This window comes from Amycolatopsis sp. NPDC104775, assembly GCF_055583325.1.
The window spans coordinates 1,116,544-1,138,471 of sequence record NZ_JBVJOE010000002.1; the positions used below are offsets into that span (position 1 = coordinate 1,116,544).

The 21,928-nt window shown below is 67.7% G+C and carries 17 protein-coding genes and 2 tRNA genes; 3 read left to right on the plus strand and 16 right to left on the minus strand.

What is annotated here, in order from left to right; genetic code table 11:
• Nucleotides 1-26: 26 nt before the first annotated feature.
• Nucleotides 27-971 carry a hypothetical protein gene (locus tag ACZ63D_RS13855; protein WP_465354644.1) on the minus strand — a complete coding sequence of 315 codons (945 nt, stop codon included), beginning with the start codon at nucleotides 969-971 and terminating at the stop codon, nucleotides 27-29.
• Between the two features lie 244 nt (nucleotides 972-1,215).
• Here ACZ63D_RS13855 and ACZ63D_RS13860 point away from each other — a divergent pair, with 244 nt between their 5' ends.
• Together ACZ63D_RS13860 and ACZ63D_RS13865 are read left to right on the plus strand one after the other, a co-directional pair.
• Nucleotides 1,216-3,870 (plus strand): sensor domain-containing protein, encoded by a 2,655-nt coding sequence (locus ACZ63D_RS13860; protein ID WP_465354645.1) that lies wholly within the window; start codon nucleotides 1,216-1,218, stop codon nucleotides 3,868-3,870.
• A 31-nt stretch (nucleotides 3,871-3,901) separates the two neighbouring features.
• Nucleotides 3,902-4,312, plus strand: coding sequence for a hypothetical protein (locus ACZ63D_RS13865; RefSeq protein ID WP_465354646.1), 411 nt, complete (start codon nucleotides 3,902-3,904; stop codon nucleotides 4,310-4,312).
• A 32-nt stretch (nucleotides 4,313-4,344) separates the two neighbouring features.
• Here the strand turns inward: ACZ63D_RS13865 and ACZ63D_RS13870 are convergent, their stop codons facing one another.
• The 12 genes from ACZ63D_RS13870 to ACZ63D_RS13925 form a co-directional block, all read right to left on the minus strand.
• Nucleotides 4,345-5,469: a serine hydrolase domain-containing protein gene (locus tag ACZ63D_RS13870; RefSeq protein ID WP_465354647.1), complete on the minus strand. Its 1,125-nt coding sequence runs from the start codon at nucleotides 5,467-5,469 to the stop codon at nucleotides 4,345-4,347.
• A 158-nt stretch (nucleotides 5,470-5,627) separates the two neighbouring features.
• The gene (locus ACZ63D_RS13875) at nucleotides 5,628-6,938 is read right to left on the minus strand and encodes a KamA family radical SAM protein (RefSeq protein WP_465354648.1); all 1,311 of its coding nucleotides are present in this window, start codon (nucleotides 6,936-6,938) and stop codon (nucleotides 5,628-5,630) included.
• Nucleotides 6,939-7,344: 406 nt separating this feature from the next.
• Nucleotides 7,345-8,133 carry an enoyl-CoA hydratase gene (locus ACZ63D_RS13880; protein ID WP_465354649.1) on the minus strand — a complete coding sequence of 263 codons (789 nt, stop codon included), beginning with the start codon at nucleotides 8,131-8,133 and terminating at the stop codon, nucleotides 7,345-7,347.
• 22 nt (nucleotides 8,134-8,155) lie between these two features.
• Nucleotides 8,156-9,409 carry a YbfB/YjiJ family MFS transporter gene (locus ACZ63D_RS13885; RefSeq protein ID WP_465354650.1) on the minus strand — a complete coding sequence of 418 codons (1,254 nt, stop codon included), beginning with the start codon at nucleotides 9,407-9,409 and terminating at the stop codon, nucleotides 8,156-8,158.
• 159 nt (nucleotides 9,410-9,568) lie between these two features.
• Complete coding sequence (locus ACZ63D_RS13890) at nucleotides 9,569-9,961, minus strand: cupin domain-containing protein (RefSeq protein ID WP_465354651.1); 393 nt, start codon at nucleotides 9,959-9,961, stop codon at nucleotides 9,569-9,571.
• A gap of 55 nt (nucleotides 9,962-10,016) precedes the next feature.
• Nucleotides 10,017-10,988: a class I SAM-dependent methyltransferase gene (locus ACZ63D_RS13895; RefSeq protein ID WP_465354652.1), complete on the minus strand. Its 972-nt coding sequence runs from the start codon at nucleotides 10,986-10,988 to the stop codon at nucleotides 10,017-10,019.
• Nucleotides 10,985-12,844: an FAD/NAD(P)-binding protein gene (locus ACZ63D_RS13900; protein ID WP_465354653.1), complete on the minus strand. Its 1,860-nt coding sequence runs from the start codon at nucleotides 12,842-12,844 to the stop codon at nucleotides 10,985-10,987. Before ACZ63D_RS13900 ends, ACZ63D_RS13895 begins: the two co-directional genes overlap by 4 nt.
• Nucleotides 12,837-13,691 (minus strand): N-acyl homoserine lactonase family protein, encoded by an 855-nt coding sequence (locus tag ACZ63D_RS13905; RefSeq protein WP_465354654.1) that lies wholly within the window; start codon nucleotides 13,689-13,691, stop codon nucleotides 12,837-12,839. The genes ACZ63D_RS13900 and ACZ63D_RS13905 overlap by 8 nt, the downstream gene beginning before the upstream one ends.
• A gap of 280 nt (nucleotides 13,692-13,971) precedes the next feature.
• Entirely contained in the window at nucleotides 13,972-14,874 is a 903-nt protein-coding gene (locus ACZ63D_RS13910; protein ID WP_465354655.1) for a ParB/RepB/Spo0J family partition protein, read from the minus strand.
• A gap of 318 nt (nucleotides 14,875-15,192) precedes the next feature.
• Nucleotides 15,193-15,987, minus strand: a complete 795-nt coding sequence (locus ACZ63D_RS13915) for an alpha/beta fold hydrolase (RefSeq protein WP_465354656.1) — start codon at nucleotides 15,985-15,987, stop codon at nucleotides 15,193-15,195.
• 36 nt (nucleotides 15,988-16,023) lie between these two features.
• Nucleotides 16,024-16,923: an aldo/keto reductase gene (locus ACZ63D_RS13920; protein ID WP_465354657.1), complete on the minus strand. Its 900-nt coding sequence runs from the start codon at nucleotides 16,921-16,923 to the stop codon at nucleotides 16,024-16,026.
• Entirely contained in the window at nucleotides 16,920-17,765 is an 846-nt protein-coding gene (locus ACZ63D_RS13925) for a helix-turn-helix domain-containing protein (protein ID WP_465354658.1), read from the minus strand. The genes ACZ63D_RS13920 and ACZ63D_RS13925 overlap by 4 nt, the downstream gene beginning before the upstream one ends.
• Nucleotides 17,766-18,036: 271 nt before the next feature.
• Here ACZ63D_RS13925 and ACZ63D_RS13930 point away from each other — a divergent pair, with 271 nt between their 5' ends.
• Nucleotides 18,037-19,179 carry a hypothetical protein gene (locus tag ACZ63D_RS13930; RefSeq protein WP_465354659.1) on the plus strand — a complete coding sequence of 381 codons (1,143 nt, stop codon included), beginning with the start codon at nucleotides 18,037-18,039 and terminating at the stop codon, nucleotides 19,177-19,179.
• 93 nt (nucleotides 19,180-19,272) lie between these two features.
• On the opposite strand, the gene ACZ63D_RS13935 is transcribed toward ACZ63D_RS13930, so the two are convergent.
• The 3 genes from ACZ63D_RS13935 to ACZ63D_RS13945 form a co-directional block, all read right to left on the minus strand.
• Nucleotides 19,273-21,570 carry a hypothetical protein gene (locus ACZ63D_RS13935; protein WP_465354660.1) on the minus strand — a complete coding sequence of 766 codons (2,298 nt, stop codon included), beginning with the start codon at nucleotides 21,568-21,570 and terminating at the stop codon, nucleotides 19,273-19,275.
• A 22-nt stretch (nucleotides 21,571-21,592) separates the two neighbouring features.
• Nucleotides 21,593-21,665, minus strand: a tRNA-Lys gene (locus tag ACZ63D_RS13940).
• A 14-nt stretch (nucleotides 21,666-21,679) separates the two neighbouring features.
• Nucleotides 21,680-21,751, minus strand: a tRNA-Leu gene (locus ACZ63D_RS13945).
• Nucleotides 21,752-21,928 lie beyond the last annotated feature (177 nt).

The window sequence follows — 21,928 nt, forward strand, 5'->3', positions numbered from 1 at the left end:
CTCCGAGACGAAAATACCGGGAAGGTTCAGCGACGCACCGCAGCCCGGTAATCGCAAATTCCCACAACGGCCAATGCCACAGCGACCACCCCGGCACAGCAGACCTGCGCGAGCACCGTCGTGTCGAACGGGATGATCTCGTTTTTCAGCACCAGGTTATGGACCACCGCCAGTGCGATGCACAGGGCCAGCGCCAGCATTCGCGGCGGGTGGGTGCCGCGGCGGTACCGGAGCAGCAGATACCCGGCCCCGGCGATCGCGCACAGCCAGACGAGGGGCGACAACCCGGTGAGCCGGTCCAGATCGCTCCGGAGGCTGTACCGGAACGCGAGGGCGGAGGCGAGGACCAGGCTTCCGCCGACGGCCCACCACCATGGCCGCGTCGGCGGCAGTGGGGCATCCGTGTGGAAAGCCGCTAGCAGCAACAGCAGCGGAACCCACAACGGAGCGAAGTACACGGCCGATTCGAGGGAGAAGGAATGCTTGGCCAGGAACCAGATCGCGCCTGCCGCGAGGATCGCGCCGGTGGCGATCCGGGCTGTCCGGCGCCATCCGTCGACGAGCAGCACGAGCGGGATCAGCGCGACCGCGAGCAGGACGAGGTCCGTGCTCAGGCCGGAGGTCAACGACGCGCGGAAGTTCCCGGGATAAGAGCCGGAAAACGAGAAGAGCAGCCAGAGCGTCAGGCCGACGTTGCTGGCTGACCTGAGCACGTCCCAGAGCAGGCCGAGAAGCGCGATCTGCCGCACAAGGTCGCCGAGTGCGATCGTTCGCGCGGGGGCCGCTCTGGCCGCAAGCCGGGTGCGCACGCCCAGCGCCAGCAACGACCCCAGCTCGCTCCACAGTGCCTTGCGGTCCCGTTCGCCGTGCAGGTCAAGGAGGGTGCCGACCATTTCGTCGCCGCGTTCGGCGCGGTACCACGCCGGGAGCACCCGGACCAGTGCGCGGTAGTGAGCCTCGGTGCCGATCATGCCCGCCCTTTCGTCGCGCCTGGCCGCTGGCCAGCGCCGGGAAGGCCGGTTCGAAGACGACTCGCTCCGCCATGGGCTCGCATACCTCCTAAGACGGTACATACCGGCTGGCGTTGCTTCTCCGGCGGCGAAATTTCCCGGAGCGGCCGAGGGGCGGATCTTCATCCGGTTGGTCTAGCTCTGTAACGCCGCTGTCCGGATGGCGACCCATTCGTCGAACCGGCGGCGACAGTGGGGAGGACGAGTGGTCGATTCGGGCACTCGCGTCGAGGTTGCCGGGGACTTCCGCGGGCAGCTGGTGGTCGGCGACCACAACATCACCGTCTACGCCGAGCAATCGGTGGTCACTGTCGTGCCCCCGGGCGAGCAGCCGCGACCGCAGCGGCGGCCCAGCGCACGGCTGCTGCCGCGGAAGACGACCCCGCCGGTCGGCCGGGAGCAGGAAATGGCCGCGGTGCGCGCTGCGGTCGCTGAACACGATTTGGTGCAGCTGTACGGGGTCTCGGGCGCGGGCAAGAGCACGCTGCTGCGCCACGCCGCCAGGGTGCTGGCCAAGGACCGTGCGGACGTGGTGTTCCTGCCTGCCCGCGGGCGGGACGTCGCGGATTTGGCGCAGGAAGTCTTCGAAGCCTGTTACGAAGCACCTGGTTACCGTCCGTCCCCGGCGGAACTTCGCCGTCTGATGGCCGACGTGCCGTTGGTGCTGCTGGTCGACGACCTCGACCGGCCTGCCGACGAGCGGGCCGTGTTGCTGGACGGGGCGCCCGAGGCCACGGTGGTGTGCACGGCCGTCGAGCGCAGCGTGTGGAACGACGGCGTGGCGCTGCCCGTAAACGGTCTACCCGAGGAATCCGCGCGCAGTCTGCTGGCCGCCGCGTTGGGGCGGCCGTTGCGGGCGGATGAACAAGCCGCTGCGGCGGAGTTGTGGCAGGCCAGCGACGGACTCCCGTTGTTGCTGCTGCGCGCGGTCGTTGCCGGAGCGGGCGGCGAGGCGGCATTGGCAACCGCGGCGAGCATGGGGGCATTGCTGCCCCGGATGCTGAGTGTCCTCAGTGGACCGGCGAAGGAAGCGATCGCGTTGCTGGGCCTGCCTGGTACGCCGGTGCTCTCGCCGGTGGTGCTGCCTTGGCTGGTCGAGGACGCGGCCGCGCTGCCCGCGGCGCTGGCCGAATTGACCGCGCGCGGCCTGGCGCTGGAGGACGACTGCGGTTACCGGCTCGCTCCCGGTGTTGCCGACGCGCTTGAGCCGGACATCAGACCGGATACTGCGGAACGTCTTGCCTCCGGCCTGTTGTCCTGGCTCGGTTCGCCGCAGCTGCCGCCGCGATTGGTCGCCGAGCACGCCGAATTGATCGGCGCGGTCGTCGACGCCACGGTGGCCGCCGGAGTCGCCGACGCGGGCGCGCGGCTGGCCAAGGCGGCAGCTCCGTTCGCCGCGTGTTCACTGCGGCTGAGCGCCTGGGAGCGCATCCTCGGCCGAGGGAAGATCGCCGCCGAGCGCGCCGGAAACCGTTCGATACTGGCGTATCTCACCCATGAGGATGGGATTCGCGGCCTGGTGACCGGAAAACGGGCGGCCGCGGCGGTCGCTATCGGGGCGGCGGTGGCGGTATGGCATGAGCTTGGCCAGTCCGCCCAGGTCGCCGTCGCCCAGCACACCCAGGCGATCACCGGCTCGGCCGTGCACGCGGCGGGGCACACGGCCGTTCCTGCCGCGAAGGCAGCGGCGGTCGGTGCGAAAGGCGTTGCGGGAGCGGCCAAAGGCACGGCGTTCGGGATGAAGGCCGGGGTCGGATTGGGGACGAAACTCGCCGTCGCCGGGGTGGCGACGGCGGTCGTCGGCGGGGCTGGTTACCTTGGGGTGCAAGCCTTTCTGCCCTCTGCCGCGCCACCCGCGACGGCCGAACGACCGGCTGCGGTGGCCGCGCCGCGACTGACCGGTGCCCAGCTGGCCTCCGCGCTGCCGCCGCAATCCTCTTTCCCTGACGACATGGGGATCGTGCCGGGCAGCGAAGTGAGCAGCGGCCCGGCCCCGAATCCGGCTCAACCGCAGCACAATCTGGCCGCGATGAGCTGTACCGACTGGTCGGTGCTGCTGCTGAAGACCACGTTCGGGCAAGGTTTCGGCGAGTCGGCGTTCGCCGCGAACACCCATGCCGACGATCCCGACCGCCAGCAGGCCATCTTCGTGGACCAGGCGATCTACCAGTTCCCGTCGGCCGCCGCCGCGTCGGCGTTCTTCACCGGGCTGCGCCGGGTGCTGTCCAGCTGTGGCAAACTGGACAGTCAAAGCGGGCCTCCGGTGAGCGATGCCGCCCTCGACGGACATCCAGGGTTCACCGCCACCCTGACCCCGTTGCTGCGCACGGCCAATAGCTACGACCTGTACGGCGTGACCAATCCGCGTTACGTGCTCGACGGTGCCTACGTGTACGCGATGGCCGAAGGAGTCGGGCGCGACAGAGCCGTCGGCAAGCTCACCGGACTCGATTACCTGATCCCGCAGGGATTGTCGCACATGATCAGCAAGGTCGCCGCGTTGAACCCGGACGCGAAACCCGCCCCGGCAACCACTTCCGCCACGAGTGCGCCGCCGAGCACCGCGCCGCCGTCCGGACCGGCCGACGTGGTGCGAAGCTACATCGACGCGATCAACGCCCGTCACTATCAGCAAGCGTGGACGCTCGGCGGCGACAACCTGCACGAAACGTACGGCCAGTTCGTCGCTGGCTTCGCCAAAACCGACCACGACGAGCTGACGATCGTAGGCGTCCAGGGCAACGTGGTCACCGTCGAGCTCACCGCGACGCAGACCGACCGTACGCGGCAGACCTACGCTGGCACCTACACCGTCAGCGGCGGTGCCATCACCGCCCACTCGATCCACCGCACCGGCTGATTCCCCCTCGCGCAAGGAAAGGCCAGACCTGATGACCGAACCAGGACAGGACCGGATCACCATCCACGTCGGAGGCGATCTCGCCGGCCAGGTGGTGTTCGGCAACGACAACGTCACCACCTCCGGCGACCGCCGCACCGTCGATCCGGTCGGCCGAGCCGAGCTGGAGACCCTTCTCGCGCTGCTGGGCGAGATCCGCGCGGCACTGCCCGCCGACCTTGCCGGGACCGGCGGTGACCAGCTCGACGACCTCGAAGAGGCGATCACCGCGGACACCCCGGATCTGACTGCCATGCAACGGGTCCGGGAGTGGTTCGCCCTGCACATTCCAGCGCTCGCCGGGGCGATCAGCCGGGTCGTGCTGCATCCGATCATGGTCCGGCTGGTCGACGCGGCGGGCGAGACTTTGTCCGCTGATTTCCGTCGCCGCTTCGGCAATTGAGACCCTGGACCGGAACGCGCCGCGCTGCCGGGTCACGGGCAGAACATCGCGGTCAGAATCCCGCTTTCCGTGCCATGCGCCGGGTTCTTGTCGGTGGTGACCGAGAACGCGCCCTGACGGCTGCCATCGGCGCTGGCGAAGGCGTGGGTCGCGTATCCGGGGATGCCGCCGGTGTGGCCCCAGACCGTGGTTCCGCACGGCAAGGTGGCGCTCATGATGCCCAAGCCGTAACGGATTCCGAGGTTCGTTTCGCGGGGCGTGAGCATCTCGGCCAGCTGGGCGGGCAAGAGCAGCCGTCCGCCGAGCAGGGCGCGGAAGAACTCGTCCAGGTCGGCGGTGGTGGAGATCATCGACCCGGCGGCACCCGCCACGGTGGGGTTCATTTCGGTCACGTCGACGGCTTTGCCGTCGAGCCGGGCGTATCCGCGCGCGTACGGCCACGGCAGGGTCGCGCTGTCGCCGGGTTCACTGGTGGCGTGCAGGCCCAGCGGCCGGATGATCCGGTTGGTCACCTCGGTGCCCCAGGAGCGGCCCGTGATTTTCTTGATGAGCAGACCGGCCACGAGGTAATTGGTGTCGGAATACGACCAGTCTTTCCCCGGCTCGAACAGCAGCGGCTTCGCCACGGCCATGGCGACGAGCTGCTCGGGAGCGAAGTGCCGGAACCGGATTGCGGGGAAGCCGCGCGTGATCTGGGTGGCGCCTTCCCCGAACGGCAGATCGTCGGAGTAGCTGTACAGCCCGCTCGTGTGCTGCAGGATCATGCGCACGGTGATCCGGTTCCCGCCGGGCAGCAGACCCGGCAGGTAGTGGTTCACGGGGGTGTCGAGCCCGACCTTGCCTTCCCCGGCCAGCTGCAGGATCACCGTGGCCACAAAGGTTTTCGTGACGCTGCCGATCCGGAACCTGCCGTCGGTCGAGACCGGCTGGCCGCTGCCCAGCGCGCGGACTCCGGCGCTGGCGGCCCAGTCGCCCCGGCTGTCGTGCGTCCGCGCCTGGACTCCCGCGACTCCGCTGGCGACGACTCGGCCGATCGCCTGCCGCAAGGGCGTGTCGTCCCGGCCGGCGGCGGACGCGGCAGGTGCGGCCAGGACGTTGAACGTCAGAACGCCGGCGGCCGCCGCCGAGAGAACCTTCTGCCATCCCTGTGCGAGCACGGGCAACTCCTGCGAAATCGGTGGAAAGCAACGGTCGTTGCTGGCACCAAGGATGGCGGGGCGCGACTGCCCGTGTCGTTGTCCCTGACCTCCGTTTTCCGGTAGTGCTACCCCTACCCGGAGCGCTACTGGCAGGCAGACGCTCCGGGAGGAGAGCATTACTCGAAGGGGAACCGGTCGCTGAAGGCGGGTTTGAGATCGCTCAGCCAGACCGCGGCAGGGTCGTATTCGGCGTAGAAGGGCTTGCCGACCAGGCCGGGATCGCGGGCCTGGATCAAATGCAGCGCGAAAACCTGGCGCCCCGCCAGCTCGGCCACCCCGTCCACGCACACCTTGCCCGCCGTCGTCGACATGGAGGGTCCCCGCACGGTCCGCGCCAGGCCGGAAACCGCGGCGTAGGCGTCGCGGAAGATCTCGTGCGCCCGCGCGAGCGGCACCGCGAAGTAGTCCGCGGGGCCGGTGTCGCGCTCCACGAACATGTAGTACGGGACCATGCCCAGGCGCACCTGCCGCCGCCACATCGATTCCCACGCCTGCGCCGAGTCGTTGATGCCGCGGATCAGCGGCGCCTGGGTGCGGATGACGGCCCCGGTGTCCCGGATCGCGGCGATCGCCTGCTCGACGATCGGGGTTTCGAGCTCTCGCGGATGGGAGAAGTGCGCCATCAGGGCCAGGTTCTTGCCCGAGCGGACGACCTTCTCGAACAGCGCGAGCAGATCCGCGGCATCCGGGTCGGTCACGAACTTGCGCGGCCAGAACGCCAATGCCTTGGTGCCCACCCGGATCGACTCGAGCTGGTCGAGTTCGAGCAGGGGTTCCACGTGCTGGCGCAGCACCGCGGCGCTCATGATCATCGCGTCGCCGCCGGTGATCAGCACGTTGGTGACCTCGGGATGGGCGCGCAGGTAGTCGACGAGTTCCTGGACGCCGCCGTCGGCGGCCATCCGCAGGCCGGGTTCGCCGACGAACTGCGGCCAGCGGAAGCAGTAACTGCAATAGGCGTGGCAGGTCTGCCCCTGGCGGGGGAAGAACAGCACCGTCTCGCGGTATTTGTGCTGCAAGCCCTCCAGCACGTGTCCGTCCAGGACAGGCCGGTTGAGCTGCATCTGGCCCGCCGGGTGCGGGTTCAGCCGCACCCGCACCCGGTGCGCGGCCTGCTGGACCTCCTGGGGCGGCGCGTCGCGGCGCAGCAGATCGGCGATGCGGGCGACGTCCTCCTCCGGCAGCATGTCCTTCTGCGGGAACATCAGCCGGTAGATCGGGTCGTCCGGGGCCGCCGACCAGTCGATCAGCTCGTCGACCACGTAGTTGTTGGTCCGGAACGGCAGGACTTCCGCGACGGCCCGCACCGCCAGCCGCTCGTCGGGCGACAATCCTGCGCGGGCGGTCAGCTTATCGAGGTGTCTCGCGCTGTAGGCACGGAAGCCGCGGCCCACGGGGGTGGTCTGGGCGGTATCCAGCAAAGTCACGTGCGCGCCTCCATTCCGCTGGTGAAGGCCGCGAAGCCCTCGTCAATCCTGGCCAGGCGCCGCGCCGCGGAGGGCGGCGCCAGCGGGTCGGGGTGGTGAGGACGTCTTCGCTGCGCAGCGTTCATGATCGTCGTGTTCCTCCTCGAGAAAAGGGCGTCGAGAAGCCATCGCGAAAGAGCGGCCCGCCAGAAAAGAGCCCGAAACTGCCCCAGAGGACTCCGCGCGCTGCTGTTATGGCCAGACGCCACCTATTTCGGCCACCCGAAAGGGTCGCCTCCCCCATTCAGCCGAGCCCGGACGACCGGCTCAGCGTCGATTTCCGTTTCCAGGGCGGGCATCCGCCCCGGAAACGGCACTGCTGGTCACTCGGCTGATCACGCCACCATCGGACTCCTCACGGCCGAGATCAGCGGTTCTTGAACTGCGGTGTGCGTTTGGCGAGGAAAGCGTCCATGCCCTCGCGCTGGTTTTCCGTGCCGAACACCGCGTGGAAGGTGCGCCGCTCGTAGGCCAGCCCTTCGGACAGCGGGCTTTCGAACGCCCGGTTCACGCATTCTTTCGCCAGCATCACAGTGGACATGCCGAGGCCGCAAATGGTTTCGGCGGCGGCGAGCGCTTCCCGCATCAGGTCGTCGGCGGCCACCACCCGCGACACCAGCCCGGCGCGCTCGGCCTCGGCGGCGTCCATCATCCGGCCGGTCAGCACCATGTCCATCGCCTTGGCCTTGCCGACCGCACGCGGAAGCCGCTGCGTCCCGCCCGCTCCGGGAACCACGCCGACGGTGATCTCGGGCTGGCCGAACTTGGCGGTGTCGGCGGCGATGATGAAATCGGCCATCATCGCCACCTCGCAGCCTCCGCCGAGTGCGTACCCGGCCACCGCGGCGATGACGGGCTTGCGTACCTGGCGCAGCGTTTCCCAGTTGCGCGAGATGAAGTTGGTTGTGTAGGCCTCCATGAAGTCGTAGTCCTTCATCGCCGCGATGTCGGCCCCCGCGGCAAAAGCTTTTTCGGTTCCGGTCAGCACCAGGCACCCGATGCTCTCGTCCTGGTCGAAGGCGAGCAGTGCCGCGCTCAGTTCGTCCATGACCTGGTCGTTGAGGGCATTCATCTGCTTCGGCCGGTTGAGCTGGATCACGCCGGTTTTCAGCGAGCCTTCGCCGTGCTCGCTGATCAGCAGATATTCGTAGGGCATGCCGTTCCTCCCGGGCTGGTGGTCACGAGGGCTGACCGCTGTGCTCATCGTAGGATTGGATCAGCCGCTCCGCGGCCGGACGCTGCAGCAGATTCACGCCCGCGGCCGCCGCCAGCATCACCGGCGACACCCAGAATCCGGCGGAAATGTTTCCGGTGGCGTCGGAGATCGCCCCCGCCAGCATGGGGGAGACGGCCTGCCCGAACGCGAAGGAAACCGTCAGCAACGCGATGGCAGCCGTCCACGACGAAACCGGAAGCTGCCGCTGGGCCACGATGGTGATCGCGGTCGGCCCGGCCAGGAAGCTGCCCCCGAAAAGAATCGCGGACACGAACATCGCCGCCGCGCTCGACGGGAAGAGCAGCACCGGCAACGTCCCCAGCATGACCGTCGCGAACACCATGGACGGCCCCCGGGCCTCCCGGAGCGCTCCCAGCACCTTTCCCCACAGCAAAGTCGCCACGGCCGACACGAGCCCCAGCACGGACCAGAACCAGATCACCTGCCCGCTGCTGCGCCCCTGCGCCTGCAACAGCGCGATGATGAACGTCATGTAGCCGACATAACCGGCGCCGAACAGCCCGTACCCGATGAAGGTGGGCAGGATCTGGCGGAATTCCCGGCCTTTCAGCAAAGCGACGCGCCCGCCCGCCGGCTCGCGCACGCTGCGGGCGGCCCACCAAGCCCCCGGCAGGCACACCGCGCCGATGACGCCGAGAACAATCCATCCCGCCGGCCACTGCCGCGCACCGCCGTCCAGAACGATCGGAATGGCCACGCCCGACACGAGAATGCCGACACCGACGCCCGCGACATAAAGACCGACCAGCGTGCCGCGCCGGCGCGGATCCTGTGCCGGGCAGATCGCCGACGCCAATCCGGCTCCTAGGATAAAAGTCAGAGCCGTCGAAGCGCCTCCGACAGTCCGCAGCGCCATCAGCAGGAACACATTCGTGGTCGCCGCGGTAACCAGCAGAATTAGGACACTTACGGCGAAACCTAGAAGAAACGTACGAGCCATTCCCCAGCGGTAAGCGATCCAGGCCGCGACGAGTGCCCCCACCACGTAGCCCGCGCCGTTCGCCGTGTTCATCGCGCCGGCTTCGACGTAGCTCCATCCCAGGTCCGTGCGCATCGGCGGCAGCAGCAGGCCGTAGGAAAACCGGGAGAGCCCCAAGGCGACCGCCGCGCCGCCGGACAACCCCAGCGCCGTGACGACCTCCCTCCACCTTCGCCTGCTGCTGTCGTCAGCTTTCGGGGGCAACTCTGCTGTCACGGCCAATTACCTCGAGACGCGGTCGGAAAGGAACACCGGCAAGCTCGGCTCCGCGAGCCCGGCGAACGTTACCGCTCGCCGGCAAAGCCCGCAGACTCCCTCTTGGACGCGGACTCGTCCGCGGCCCGGTCCAAGCGGGAGCCTGCTGGCTCGCCTTCGCTACGGAGCAGCCCGTTCCACTGTAGCGAGCGGCTTCTCGTTGTTCACGACGAAGAAGCACAGCACCTTCAACGGGTCGGGGCCGGGGACCCGCGCGTAATGCACGGCGTCGGCCGGAACCGTGTAGGAACTGCCCACCACGTGGTGCTGATCAGGCTGGCCTTCGACGCACAAGTAGAACTCGCCGCCGATCACGTAGCCGGTTTCGATGCCGGGGTGGGTGTGCGGGGACGCGCTCGTGCCGGCCGGGACCTCGATGACGCTCGTGTTGAGGACGTAGCCGTCGGGGAACTCGGTCTTCTCCAGAAGCGTCCGCTTGATGCCTCCCTGGACGTGTACCGCGCCGGACGCCGTCCCGACGGCCGGTTCGTTGGTTGCTGCGACGTCTCCCATGCTGCTCCTCCTAGGGCGGATTTCCTGCGTTGCCTGGTCAGTCACTGCGTGGGCACTACCTCTTGACCCCGATCGCGGCCAGCGCGGTCCGCGGGACTTCCGCGACGTAGTGCTCTTGTTCGCGCCGGACCGAGACCGGTCCGAGCGTTTTCTCGACGAGAGGTTCCAGGCTCGCCACGATGTCCTGCGGCGATCCGGAGATTTTGCAGAGGTCGTATGCGGTGGACAAATGCATCAGCGCGTTGCGTTTCGCTTCCCCAGCCGTCTGCCCCTCCAGTCTATACGGGTCGTTCATTTCCTGCATTCTCACCTCGGGAAATCCCGCGTCGGCGAAAAGACCGCGGATCTCTTCGCGGGTGAGATGTTCGTGGGGGTGGCCCGTGCGCGAATACGGATGCACGACCTCGTCGAAGAACAGCGCCGCGGGTTGGCCGGCCTCGAACGCGTGCAGCACGAGCCGGGCTCCGGGCTTGAGCGTGCGGTGTGCTTCTGCGACGGCCAGCCGCCGGACCTCCGGACTCAGAAGCTGCGTGCCGTAGCCGATGAGCACGCCGTCCAGCGAGTCGTTGCGAAACAAGCTTTTCGCCGCGGACTGGCGAATATAGGGAAGGCCGTGCGCGCGGCACGAGCTGATCATCAGGTTCGAGATGTCAGCGGTGAATACCGTGGGCGTATTGCTTCCGAGGGTCGCCGCCAGCCGCGCGACCGTGCCGCTGCCGCCAAGGACGTCGAGCACCCGAAGTGCGGAGCCGGGCGTTTCCGGAGAGAACTGTTCCAGGAGGCTCTTCATGCCGGTGCTCCGGCTGTTCGAGCTGTTCTGCGCTTGGCTCCAAGCCTGCCCGCGGCCCCCGGTGTCCTGGCTTTCGAACTCCCAGGACAACGCGTTCAGTTCCTTGAGGTAGTCCTCGATCGCGGCGCCCTCGATGCGCTCGGGGTCGAGCAGCTCGTGCAGGTCGGGATGCTTTTCGCGGATTTCCCGCAGATACTCCGGAAAGGTGAGTTCGGCGATGTAGTTGTCGCTGGTCATCGGACTGCCTCCGAACGAATATCAGGCGCAGCCGTCGAGCGCGCGGGGTCAGTGGTGGCGATGTCGTCGAAAATCCCGAGCACGATCCGTTCAGCATCGGCCGTTTGTCTCGACGCGATTCCCGGACGGGGCAGGGCATGGGTGTAGAAGTGCGGCCCTTCGACCACGAACCCGAGGGCCCACAGCCCGGGATGAACCCGGCCGTCGGCCTTTTTCACCCGCAGGTCCTCGTCGATGTCGATCCCGGACGGATGGTAATCGCCGTTCCGGAACGGCCTGACCAGGCCGCGCCGCAGGAGGTTCGCCGACAGCGGGGAAGAGTCGGTGCACGGCGAGTACTTGTCGAGCCTCGCGGCGACGACCACGTCGGCCGGGACGGATACCGGGCCGTCGGGGAAATCCAGCGAGATCCGATAGCTGGGCTCGTCGCCGGGCGTCTCGATCCTGCTGGCCGCTCCACCGGCGACCTCGAGGATCCCGGCTTCGAACAGGGCCAGCCATTCTTCGTTGCGGCGCAACGGCGGGCCAAACGCGACCCGGTTTACGATCGGATCGAATCGCTCGACGAAATAGCGATGCGAGGCCGGGGTCAAGCCGCCGTACTCCACCGCCGCGCGGAACGCCTCACGAGCATCCCGCAAGACGTCCGTCGCGGCCTTGACCCCGCTGGTGCAGTTGCCGCGATACGCTTCGCCGAGATCGTCGGTCATGAGTTCCAGGAACCAGCGGCGAAACTCCGATGGCGAACGGAAACTCTGGTCCTCCAGCGGCCACAGAATCTGCCGGATCAACCGGATTTCCTCTGGTGTCGCCGTGAAGCCGGTGACGTCGACGGGCTGACCGCTTTCCGCGGTGCGATAGGCGTAGGCCATTTCAGTGAGGAGCAGCGGCAGGAGATCGGCGGTGAAGTCGATCCGCGCGTCGCCGAGTGCCGCGGCGCGGGCGCGCAGCCGAGCCACGGCTTGCGGAGTGAAGAACTGGCAAACGTGGCGTCCCGTCCGTCCCTTCTGGTTGATACCACGGGCCGCGAAAGGCAGCGCCTGCCGGGAGCAGAGCCAAAGCCGGGGCTCGCGTCCGGAAGCCTGGTAGACCAGCTTTCCCTGTTCGGTCTGATACTTGCCGCCACGACCGAGGGTAAGCGCTGAAACCACGTCGTGAGCAGTAAGACCGAGGCCTTGGATCGCTACTCGCGCGTCACTGCTGATCGCGTCCAGCTTACTAATGGGGTAGGGCGACGCGAAGTAGGCGAGACGCGGATTCGCGGCGCTGTTGTCCTGCGCGAAGGCTGCCAGCCGTCGATCCTCGTCTGTCTGCGCACGGAAACCGTGTCCCATGGCCAGCACGGAATAGTGCGCGAAGATGGTCTGCCCGTCGTCGAGGACAATCGCGTACAGATCATTCTCGAATCGCACGTCAATCGCCCGTGCGCGCACGTGCAGGACACGCATGTTGCGGGGCAGCGCGGAGACGACCTGGTGGCCGAAAGCGGCCAGGTATTCGCCAAGGACGACGCGAGAGAGGTGGCTTCGCTCCGTCAACGGCGGCTCTTCGGAATCCTGGCCTCCCGCCTGCTGGCGGTGGCGCCGTTCCGCAGCCCAGTCGAGCACCGATGGCGTGCTGTCGTCCCCGACGGAACTCAGCGGCGGGCGCATGGTGACCTGGGACGCGAGGGTGTTGATCAAAAGATGGCTGGGCTGATTCGTGGGATGGCTTCCCTCGCCGAGGTTTCCGGGATCGATCACCAGCACCTCGAGGCTGGTGGGGGACGGCAGCCGTTTCCGGTGCTCCACAAGTCGTTCGAGGATGCTCAGCGCCCGGGGACCGCCGCCGACGACGGCGAGCCGGAAGCTAGACATTGGCCGCGTCCGCACGCGAATCCTCGAAAGCCAGGCTGCTGACCGGATCGCGGTGCACCAACGAGATGTCCTGGCTGAACTCAGAGCGGGGGAATGCGGTCAGGGCCAGCGGATCGTGCCCCGGGATGATGTGGCCGAGGTCTTTCGCCCGCTCGGTGATCCGCGCGAAGCCGTCGAGATACTCCGCGATGTCGACGAAGCTCGGGAAGGGCACGTTCCGGCGAAGATTCTCGTAATAGTGCGCGGCATCGCTGGCGAGGATGATCTCCCCGCGCTCGGTGGCGACGGTGACGAACTGCAGGCCTTTGGTGTGGCCGCCGCACAGGTGCACCGAGATGCCCGGCGCGATCTCTTCGTCTCCGTCGACGAAGTGCACCCGGCCCTCGTACAAGCTCTGCACGGCGGCGGACACGTCCGCGGCCTCGTAGTTCTTCCGCAATTCCGGATGCCGCATGCTGTGCCCGGTGCAATACTGCATCTCGGTCGTTTGCAAGTGAATTCGCGCGGCCGGGAACGCGGCGATGTTCCCCGCGTGGTCGTAATGCATGTGAGTCACGATCACGTCGCTGACGTCCTGCGCGGCGACCCCCAGGCGCCCCAGCAGTTCGACCGGATGCGCGTGGTAGTGCCGCCCGCGCCGGACCGCGGTCTCCGGCGTGAAACCGGTGTCGACCAGCACTGTGCGTCCTTGTCCGCGAATAAGCCAGACAAAGAAGTCGAGCGGCATTTCCGACTGGTGGAGCGGATCCGCGCCGAGAAAGTTGGCGGAGCTCGTGCGGCCGTAGTGCGAGGCGTAGCGCAGGGCGAAAACCTCGTACCCGGGTGAAGGGGAAACCGCCGGGGTCATCGCCGGGCCGCCGGGGAAGATGCGATGGGCATGGTGGGGACTTTCGGCAGACCTAGGAAGATCATAGCTGTAAAACCTAGCCCATCTCGAAGATCAACGGCAATAGGTCGCGTTGACACGTGAGTTCGTCTCAGTGTTTTCTGGATAGTCCATTATGGACTCCTGCTGCCGTGCGGACGACGGCAGAAGTCCATTGTGGAATCATCTTCTCATGGGGAAAAGGGAAACTCTGTCCGGAATGGATTATAGTGTTGCTGGGGCGAATATTTTCGCCGCTTCGCTACCCGGCATTGCGTTTCGGCTGCTTGAGCTCCATGGCGAGATCTTTCCACCGTTCGGCGCACACCAGGGCGAGTTCGGCGAAGTTGTCGCGACGGTATTCCGGGACACCTTGAATGAGATTGTGTCGCTGGTCGTCGTTGATTTCACAGATGCTGAGCCACTGCAGCAATGTCCGCGCGACGGCATTGAACCGCAGTGCGGGATCCTTGCGGAGGCCCTGCAGGTCCGGGCCGGCTGGGCCGTGCCGAAGCGGCTCCGGGGCGATCTTGTTTTTCGCGTACTTCGCGGGCACCGGATCGTCGCCGCGCCGCAGCCGGTCGCGGACGTCGCGGGCCGTCCCCGTCGAAATCCCGGCCTTGCTCGCGATCTCGCGCAACGGGGCGTCCGGCCGTTCCGCGATGATCTTGGCGGCCGCCCGCCGCCCTTCCGCGGTGGACAACGGCCGGATCCTGCCGTCTTTGCCGATCCGGGCGTGCGACTGTGCGGAATTCGCAGTCGCACGGCTCCGGATCGCCGCCACCGTCGGCGCGCTCAATCCCGCCACCTCGGCGATCGCCCGATCCGACCACGTCGCCCGCGTCCGCAGGATCCGCACGACCGCCGCCTCGCGATCCGCTCGGCTCAGCGGGAGGCCATGCTGCACATTCGACTGCACAGACTGCACGAATGCTTCGAAATCCGTGCCGTCAAAGTAAGTAACCGAGATTTCCGTATCTCCGCGCAGGCGGGCCGCGTGCACCCGATGCGCCCCGTCGATCACTCGCATAGTGGGCCGGTGCACCAGAACCGGCGGCAGGCGCGCACCCGTGCCCGCGAGCAATTCGACGTGCTTCGGATCCTCCCCGTCCAGCCGCGGCGAGTCGGCGAGCACCAACGCGTCAAGCGACACTGATTCCGACATCTTTTCCCCCAGGATGCCCGAGCCGGCCACCGCCGACCGAGTTACCACTCTCGCAGACATGCTCCCTTGTTGGCAAACGTTTCCCCGGCTCAGCCGATGGTTCATGCCTCACTAACCGCACGCAGCTCTACCGCCTGCCCGAAGCGGAGGCGCGCACTTGCCGTGAGCGTGACGGCTCCCTAGTCCGAATGGCTGGAACAGGCATTCGGGCCAGGACTGGCGGCTTCGCTGCGTGACTGCGAATTTTGTCGGATCTCACCTTTATTTCGCGTTCGACCGCGAATGCGCAGGAGGGCGCGGAAATCGGATGGGACGCCTTCAGCCAGCGTTCGGGCTGTATTCGCGGGGGAGCGCGGCGGCGAAGTCCAGGATGAGTTCGCTGACCGCGGCGGGCTGCTCCAGTGGGGCGAGATGCCCGGCGCCGGGGATGACGACGAGGCCGCTCGTGCGGAGGTCGTGGGCCAATGCGTTGCCTCCCTGGAAAAAGTCCGGCATGTCGTGCTCGCCGACCCCCACCATCGCCGGGATGGACAATCCGTGCAGCGCTGCCGGGTCCTGGGCGAGCGGGTCCTCCGCCTGGGGTATTTCGCCGTGGGCGAGCTGAGCTTCCAGTTGGTCGCGCATCATGCGGGCCGCGTGCGCTTTCACTTCGGGGGAGGCGTTGTCGGCCGTCCACGCTTCGATTCCGGCCTGCACGGCCGCGTCGAGATCGCCGCTCGCCAATGCCGCTTTTTCGCGGTCCCAAGCTGTTTGCAGCCGCGCGGAGGGTTTTTGCTCATGGGGGCGGTATCCGATGAGCACCAAGCCCTCGACCCGATCGCGTGCGGTGACAGCGACCTGCAGCGAGACCAGCGCGCCAAGGGAGTTGCCCGCCAACACGAATCGGTCGATCCCGAGATCGTCGAGGGTGTCCAGGACGTCCGCCCATGGCGCCGCCTCGTGTTGGTCGCGCGCGGTCGCCGCACCATGGCCCGGCAGATCCAGGGCTATCGCGCGGACGCCACCCGCGGCGAGCAAGGGCAGGTGCGCCTTCCACATGGTGCGGTCTGTCGGACGAGCGTGCAGCAGCACGACCGTTCGTCCGTGACCGGCTTCGTCACCGGGCAAAAGCATCAGAAGGTTCCTCTCGATGAATGCGCTCGGCCACGTTCACGCCGCGTTGGTGAGGTCATTGACGTCCTGAGGGCTCAAACGCAGCGTCGCCGCCGCGATGTTGTCCTCCAGGTGCGCGACCTTGGACGTGCCGGGGATGGGCAGCATGACCTCGGACTTGGCCAGCAACCAGGCGAGCGCGACCTGACCGGTGGTGCTCCGGTGGGCCGCGGCGATCTGGTCCGCTGCCCCGCCCGGCTCGGCGAGTGCACCCGCTCCGACCGGTGCCCACGGGATGAAGCCGATGCCCTCGCGGGTGCAGTAGTCGAGCACGTCGGCCGAGCTGCGGTCGGCGAGGTTGTAGCGGTTCTGGACGGTCGCGATGTCCGCGATCCGGCGGGCCCGCTCGATCTGGCCGACCGTCACCTGGGACAGGCCGATCGCGGCGATCTTGCCTTCGTCCTGGAGGTTTTTCAGTTCGCCGACCTGGTCCTCCAGCGGCACCTCCGGGTCGACCCGGTGCAGCTGGAACAGGTCGATCCGCTCCAAGCCGAGGCGGCGCAGGCTCAGCAGCGCCTGCTGCCGCAGGTATTCCGGGCGCCCCAGCGGCGGCCAGGCCTTGGGGCCCAAGCGCACCAGGCCGTGCTCGGTTTCGACTACGTCCGGCCCGTTGCGGGTGAGGCCGGCCTTGGTCGCGATCAGCACGTCGTCGGGGTAGGGATGGATGGCTTCGCGGATGATGTCCTCGCTGACGTGCGGCCCGTAGGAATCGGCGGTGTCGATCAGCTGGACACCGAGCTCGACCGCGCGGCGCACCACGCGCACGCACTCGGCACGGTCGCGGGGTTCGCCCCACACGCCGAGTCCAGTGAGCCGCATGGCCCCGAAGCCGAGCCGGGCGACCTTCTTGCCCGCGATAGCGAAGCTTCCGGCGGCGTGGGCTGATAGTTCGTTCACTGGTAAAGGTTTCCTATTTCCGTGTCGTTCTCCTGGTCGGCCAGCCTGCGCAGCAGGAGCAGGCCGTCGGCGCTGGCGCTGCCGGGTTCGGCGCTGTAGACGGACAAGTGCTGCCCGGGAGCACTGGTCACCGCCAGCGCCTCGAAGTGCAGATGCAGCTCGCCCACCTGCGGGTGGCGGAAGTGTTTGTCCTCCTTGGTGCGCGGGCGGACCTCATACCGGGCCCAGAGGGTTGCGAAGGCGGGGCTGCGCACGCTGATTTCGCCGACCGTCCGCTCGACGCGCTCGTCGTCAGCGAACCGGGTCGAGACGTCCCGCAAATTGGCGACGGCTGTTTCGGCCGCGGTGTCCCAGTTGCCGTAGAACTCCCGCGCGAAGGGATCGAGGAAGATCATCCGCAGCAGGTTGTCGAAGCGCGCGAATCCGCTGTAGAGGGCTTCCGCCATCGAGTTGGCGGCCAAGATGTCCTGAGCTGGCCCCACGACGAACGCCGGGACGTCGTGCAGGTTGTTCAGCAGCCGCAGGAGTTCGGCACTGACGGTCACCGTGCTCGTCGCCGGTGCTGGCGTGGGCAAACCCAGCCGGAACAGATGGCCGGCCGCGGCTTCGTCGAGCCGCAGCGCCCGCGCGATCGCCTGGAGCACCTGCTCGGAGGGATGCCGCTCCCGACCCTGTTCGAGGCGAATGTAGTAGTCCGTGCTGACACCAGCGAGCAGGGCGACCTCCTCCCGCCGCAAGCCCGGCACGCGCCTGCTGGAGTCGTCGGGCAGACCGACGTCCCGCGGCGCCGTCAGATGGCGGCGGGCCCGTAGATAGTCACCGAACTTGTTGTCGTGTTCCACGGGATTCACACTAAGCGGGGTTGCTGGTCGACGGGTGGGTGTGCCGCACCCACCTTCGTGTGGCCGCGATGGGGTACTGCGGCGGCAGCTTGACGCCCGATGCAAAGCCAGACCTCGAAGATCGTAAAGTAGATTTTACTCAAGAGCCCGTCGCCGCGAGCCGGGCCGAATCGACCGATCTTGACGAAAGCGAGTCATGAGCGAGACACCCGACCGACTCCACCGAACTCGGTGGTCGCGCCGAGTCTGGGTCTACCTCGCACTCGCCGCCATGACGCTCGTCAACGTCATCTCTCACGCCGACGTCCAGAAGGACTCGCACACGCGCCTCTACGGCGACGCCCTGAACTACTACCGGATGTCAGTGCAGACCGGCGCGCCAGTCGACAACCCGTTCGCGCTGCGGATGCTCAGCCCTTGGCTGGTGCACCGCGCCCACCAGTTCAGCGGGCTGTCGCTCGACGCGCTCTGGCTCACCCTCACCGTCACCGCGACCTTCGCGGCGATCCTCGTTTTCTTCGAATTCCTGTGGAACCATTTGCACCTGCGGCTGTTCACCGCCGCGCTCACGGCGCTCGCGCTGTCCTGCACGTTCTGGTACGCGCCGTACGTATTCTCCAACGCCGACCTCGTCGACCCGCTCAACAACCTGATCTACGTGATCGCGCTCTGGCTCGCGTTCCGCGGCAAACTGATCGTTTTCACGATTGTCGTGATCATCGGTTCGGTGAATAAGGAAACGGCACTGCTGCTGGCCCCGCTCTACCCCCTTCTCGCCTGGACCCGGCAACGATCCTGGCGCGACCGTCAGGTCCTTTTCGGCTCCGCCGCGACCGTCCTCGCCGTCGGCGTGTATCTCGGCTACCGTGCGTGGGCCGAGCACCTGATCGGCGGAAACTACAGTCTCGGCGCCGGCCAGGCCAACATCAGCCTGCTGGACAACATTCGCTTCGCCCTGGCCGCAGGACAACGCACCTCGCTCGGCATCTTTTCCACATTCCACTTCTTCTGGCTGATTTTCGCCTACGGCCTCTACCGCTACTGCCGTCGCGGCGGCTCGCACAGCGACCTGCTGACCGCCAGCGTCTGGCTGCTCGCCTGCTGTCTAGCCGGACGATTGCTGGCCACCGACACCGAACGCGTGTTCGTCATGATGGCCCCGCTCGTCCTCGCCGTCACGGCCATCGTTTTCGACCAGCACCGCAACGAGAAAACCCGCTTGTGGATCGGGTTGCTCGTCGCTGGTTACCTTGCCCTCAACCTGCGGTGGGTTCCTGCTCCTGCCAGTCTGATTGTCGACGCGCTCGCGGCGATCGGCTTTGGGCTTCTGGTCCAGACCGGTCAGCTCGGTACGCCGCACCACCGGGCAATGATTGGTCTGGAGAGCTACCAGCCGATGGCAAAGAACTCCTGAATCGCTTACCGGCCGGTGTATCTCGCAGGCTGCGGGAACTGACGGTCAAGCCGGAACCGTAAGTACGTGCCGCAGCAAGCCAAAAGCCTCCGGTCATGCCCCAAAAGACGCTTGGCGTGTGTGGTCGGCGAAGTCCGGAAGACACCAGTGCCTGCCGGTGGTCCATCCGAGGAAACGCCGTCCTGTTCCGCCGTCCATCTGCCCAGCCGGGTCGAACTGGCCGCCTTCCACCACGTGCGCCAAGCCGGTGACGGCTGGCGTGAACCGGTCGGCCAGGCCCGCTCGGGCCACCTGCTCGGCGAGCTGGTTTACGGTCGCGCGCTGAGTGTCGGTGTCGCAGAAGCTCAGGAAGAACAACGCCTGCCGCCAGGCGTAGGCCGCGTTCTTGATCGCTTGCAGCGCCGCGTGGTGGTGGTCAGTGCGGATCGCGAGCCGGCTGACCACCCACGTCAGCGATTCCGCGGCCAGCTCAGGCGCCGACGCCCGGATCCGTTTCCGCAAATCCAGCGTGTGCACCAAGACCGCCAGGTTCTGCGTCGTGAGGATCTGGCTCTGCTCCAGCACTGTGCCGTTCGCGGCCACCGAACCGGGCCTGCGCTCCGGCCAGGCTTCGGCGGCGCGGGCCACGCACACGTCGGCGAAGTCGTCGGCGGTGCGCTTCGCGAATGCGCGGAAGGGGCGCGGGCGTGGTGCCGCAGTCCAGGCTTCCGGCAGGTCGTAGTAGCGGGCGTAGAGCGTGCCCGCCATCGTGCGGCTGGCGAGTTCCGCCGCCGTGCGCCATTTAGCGGTGAACGTTCCCATGAAGATGTCGGCCGCGACCTCCTCCACCAGCGGCATCGGCAGCTCGGCCTGGTTCGCCAGCGCGCCCAGTTCGCGCACCAGAGTGTTCGGCAAGATCGCCTGCGGGAACGCGCTGAGCGCCAGCAACACCGTCTGGGCCAACGTCTGGCGTGCCGCCCGCGCGGCGTCTGGACGCCGCGCTCGCAACAGATCGATCGCGTTGACCCAGGGCAGTTCCTCGATGCGGACCTGGTGCTCCAAGTCGAGCAGCAGCAAGCTTCGCCGACGACGGAAGGCAGCGTAAGTCTGGGCGTAAAGCGTCGAAAGCTGCTCGTTTTCGAAGTTCGCGGCCAGCAGTTGCGCGGTGATCTGCGGCAGAACCGTCGCGAGCACGTCCGCTGAGGTGATCACGTCCCGCGCGACCAGTTCCTCGATCGGCGCCTCCAACGCGCGGGCGACCTTGGCGACCAGGTGCGTCGGCGCGTCCCCGACGACCGGCTCGATCGCCGGGATCCCGCCGTCGGCCGGGAAGCGGTCCAGCCGCTCGGCCAGCGCGGCCGCGAGTTCGGCGTGGGTGGGCCGCGCGGCGACCGAGGCCTGCAACGATCGCAGCGCCGCCCGCGGTTCCGAGCCCGGCTCGCCGTGCTTGGTGATCGTGTTCGCCAGGGCACGACGGATCCAGCCCACGTCCCGGCCGGTCAGTCCCGTGCTGTCGTGCTCGCACAACAGCAACGCGCGGTGCAGCCGGGCGAAGTTGCTCTTCGGGCGGGTGTGGGCTTCCGACGCGGTGTGCCGGACGCTCGCGCTCGCATAGTCCGCGAGCCACTGGGCGCGCCGCTGTGCCCAATCCTGCGGCCAGGTACGGCACGGCCAGCCGCCGGTGACGCCGGTTCCGGACAGCCGCGGCAGATCACCCTCTACGGTGTCGCACCACAGCGCGACCAGCCGGTCGAACAACGGATGCCACACCTTTAGCGTCTCCAGCATCGCCGCGATCGCGGGCCGGGTGGCCGCCGACCGCAGCGATTCCCGGACCTCACCGACTGTGCTCAGCCGCACCAGCGCACCCGCCGGCCGCGGCGCCGCGCCGGGCAACGGAGCCAGGCGCAGGCGATGCAGGTGCGGACGAAGCTCAGCGACCAGATCGAGCGCGGCTTCGGCGTGCCCGTGCTCCAGCAACCACGCCACGACCGGCAACGCGGCGTCCTCCGGAACCTCGATGCGGTAGGACTCGGTGGCCAGCATGGCGCGCAGCGCGGCGAGCCCGGCGTCGGTGAGATACCAGAGGTTGAGCCGCTCGCGCTCGGTCGTGCCCGGCCCGTCCGCACACAGAGCGGCCTCGGCGGGGGAAAGCGGGACCTCCGCGAGGAAACGGCCGGTGGCGAACCCGCCGTGCGCGACTTCGAGCGTCACCCACGCCGGAGTGTCCGCGACCGGGACCCGCGAGCCGATCCGCAGGGACCCGTCGGCCATCCCGGCCAAGACGTCCCGCCACCGGTTCGCCTTCTCCCGCGCACGCTGGCGCGCCACCATGCCCTTCGCGGACGCGGCGGTGCGCAGCGCCCGCTCAAGCTGCCCGTACGCGTACCCCGGCGACGCTGTGTGTCCCATGTGGATTCCCCCTGCGGTCAAGACTTGGAGGCAGGATTCGAACCTGCGCCCTCCCGGAGAAAAGCCGGGTGTTCTGCCTGCTGAACTACTCCAAGGCGCGGAGGGACCGACATGGAGGCAGGACTCGAACCCGCGACCTCCCGGTCCTGAGCCGGGCGATCTGCCGCTGATCTACTCCATGCTGTTCCCCGCGCGGGGAAGCCTATGCCGCCGAGGGACGGCACCGCCACTGATATCCGGCGGCTCCCGACGCCTATCCGGTGATCCAGTAGCGCGGTCTGCGGCGCGGTGACATCGGCGGCTGGGGGGATGAAGGTGCTGCGGCGTTGCCAGACGACCGGCACCTAGGCGTCGTGAG

Bases quoted from the DNA above. Each gene is read 5' to 3' on its own strand.
- ACZ63D_RS13855 (WP_465354644.1), bottom strand. From the start codon at position 971: ATGATCGGCACCGAGGCTCACTACCGCGCACTGGTCCGGGTGCTCCCG.
- ACZ63D_RS13865 (WP_465354646.1), top strand. From the start codon at position 3,902: ATGACCGAACCAGGACAGGACCGGATCACCATCCACGTCGGAGGCGAT.
- ACZ63D_RS13880 (WP_465354649.1), bottom strand. From the start codon at position 8,133: ATGCCCTACGAATATCTGCTGATCAGCGAGCACGGCGAAGGCTCGCTG.
- ACZ63D_RS13890 (WP_465354651.1), bottom strand. From the start codon at position 9,961: ATGGGAGACGTCGCAGCAACCAACGAACCGGCCGTCGGGACGGCGTCC.
- ACZ63D_RS13895 (WP_465354652.1), bottom strand. From the start codon at position 10,988: ATGACCAGCGACAACTACATCGCCGAACTCACCTTTCCGGAGTATCTG.
- ACZ63D_RS13900 (WP_465354653.1), bottom strand. From the start codon at position 12,844: ATGTCTAGCTTCCGGCTCGCCGTCGTCGGCGGCGGTCCCCGGGCGCTG.
- ACZ63D_RS13905 (WP_465354654.1), bottom strand. From the start codon at position 13,691: ATGACCCCGGCGGTTTCCCCTTCACCCGGGTACGAGGTTTTCGCCCTG.
- ACZ63D_RS13910 (WP_465354655.1), bottom strand. From the start codon at position 14,874: ATGTCGGAATCAGTGTCGCTTGACGCGTTGGTGCTCGCCGACTCGCCG.
- ACZ63D_RS13915 (WP_465354656.1), bottom strand. From the start codon at position 15,987: ATGCTTTTGCCCGGTGACGAAGCCGGTCACGGACGAACGGTCGTGCTG.
- ACZ63D_RS13930 (WP_465354659.1), top strand. From the start codon at position 18,037: ATGACGCTCGTCAACGTCATCTCTCACGCCGACGTCCAGAAGGACTCG.
- ACZ63D_RS13935 (WP_465354660.1), bottom strand. From the start codon at position 21,570: ATGGGACACACAGCGTCGCCGGGGTACGCGTACGGGCAGCTTGAGCGG.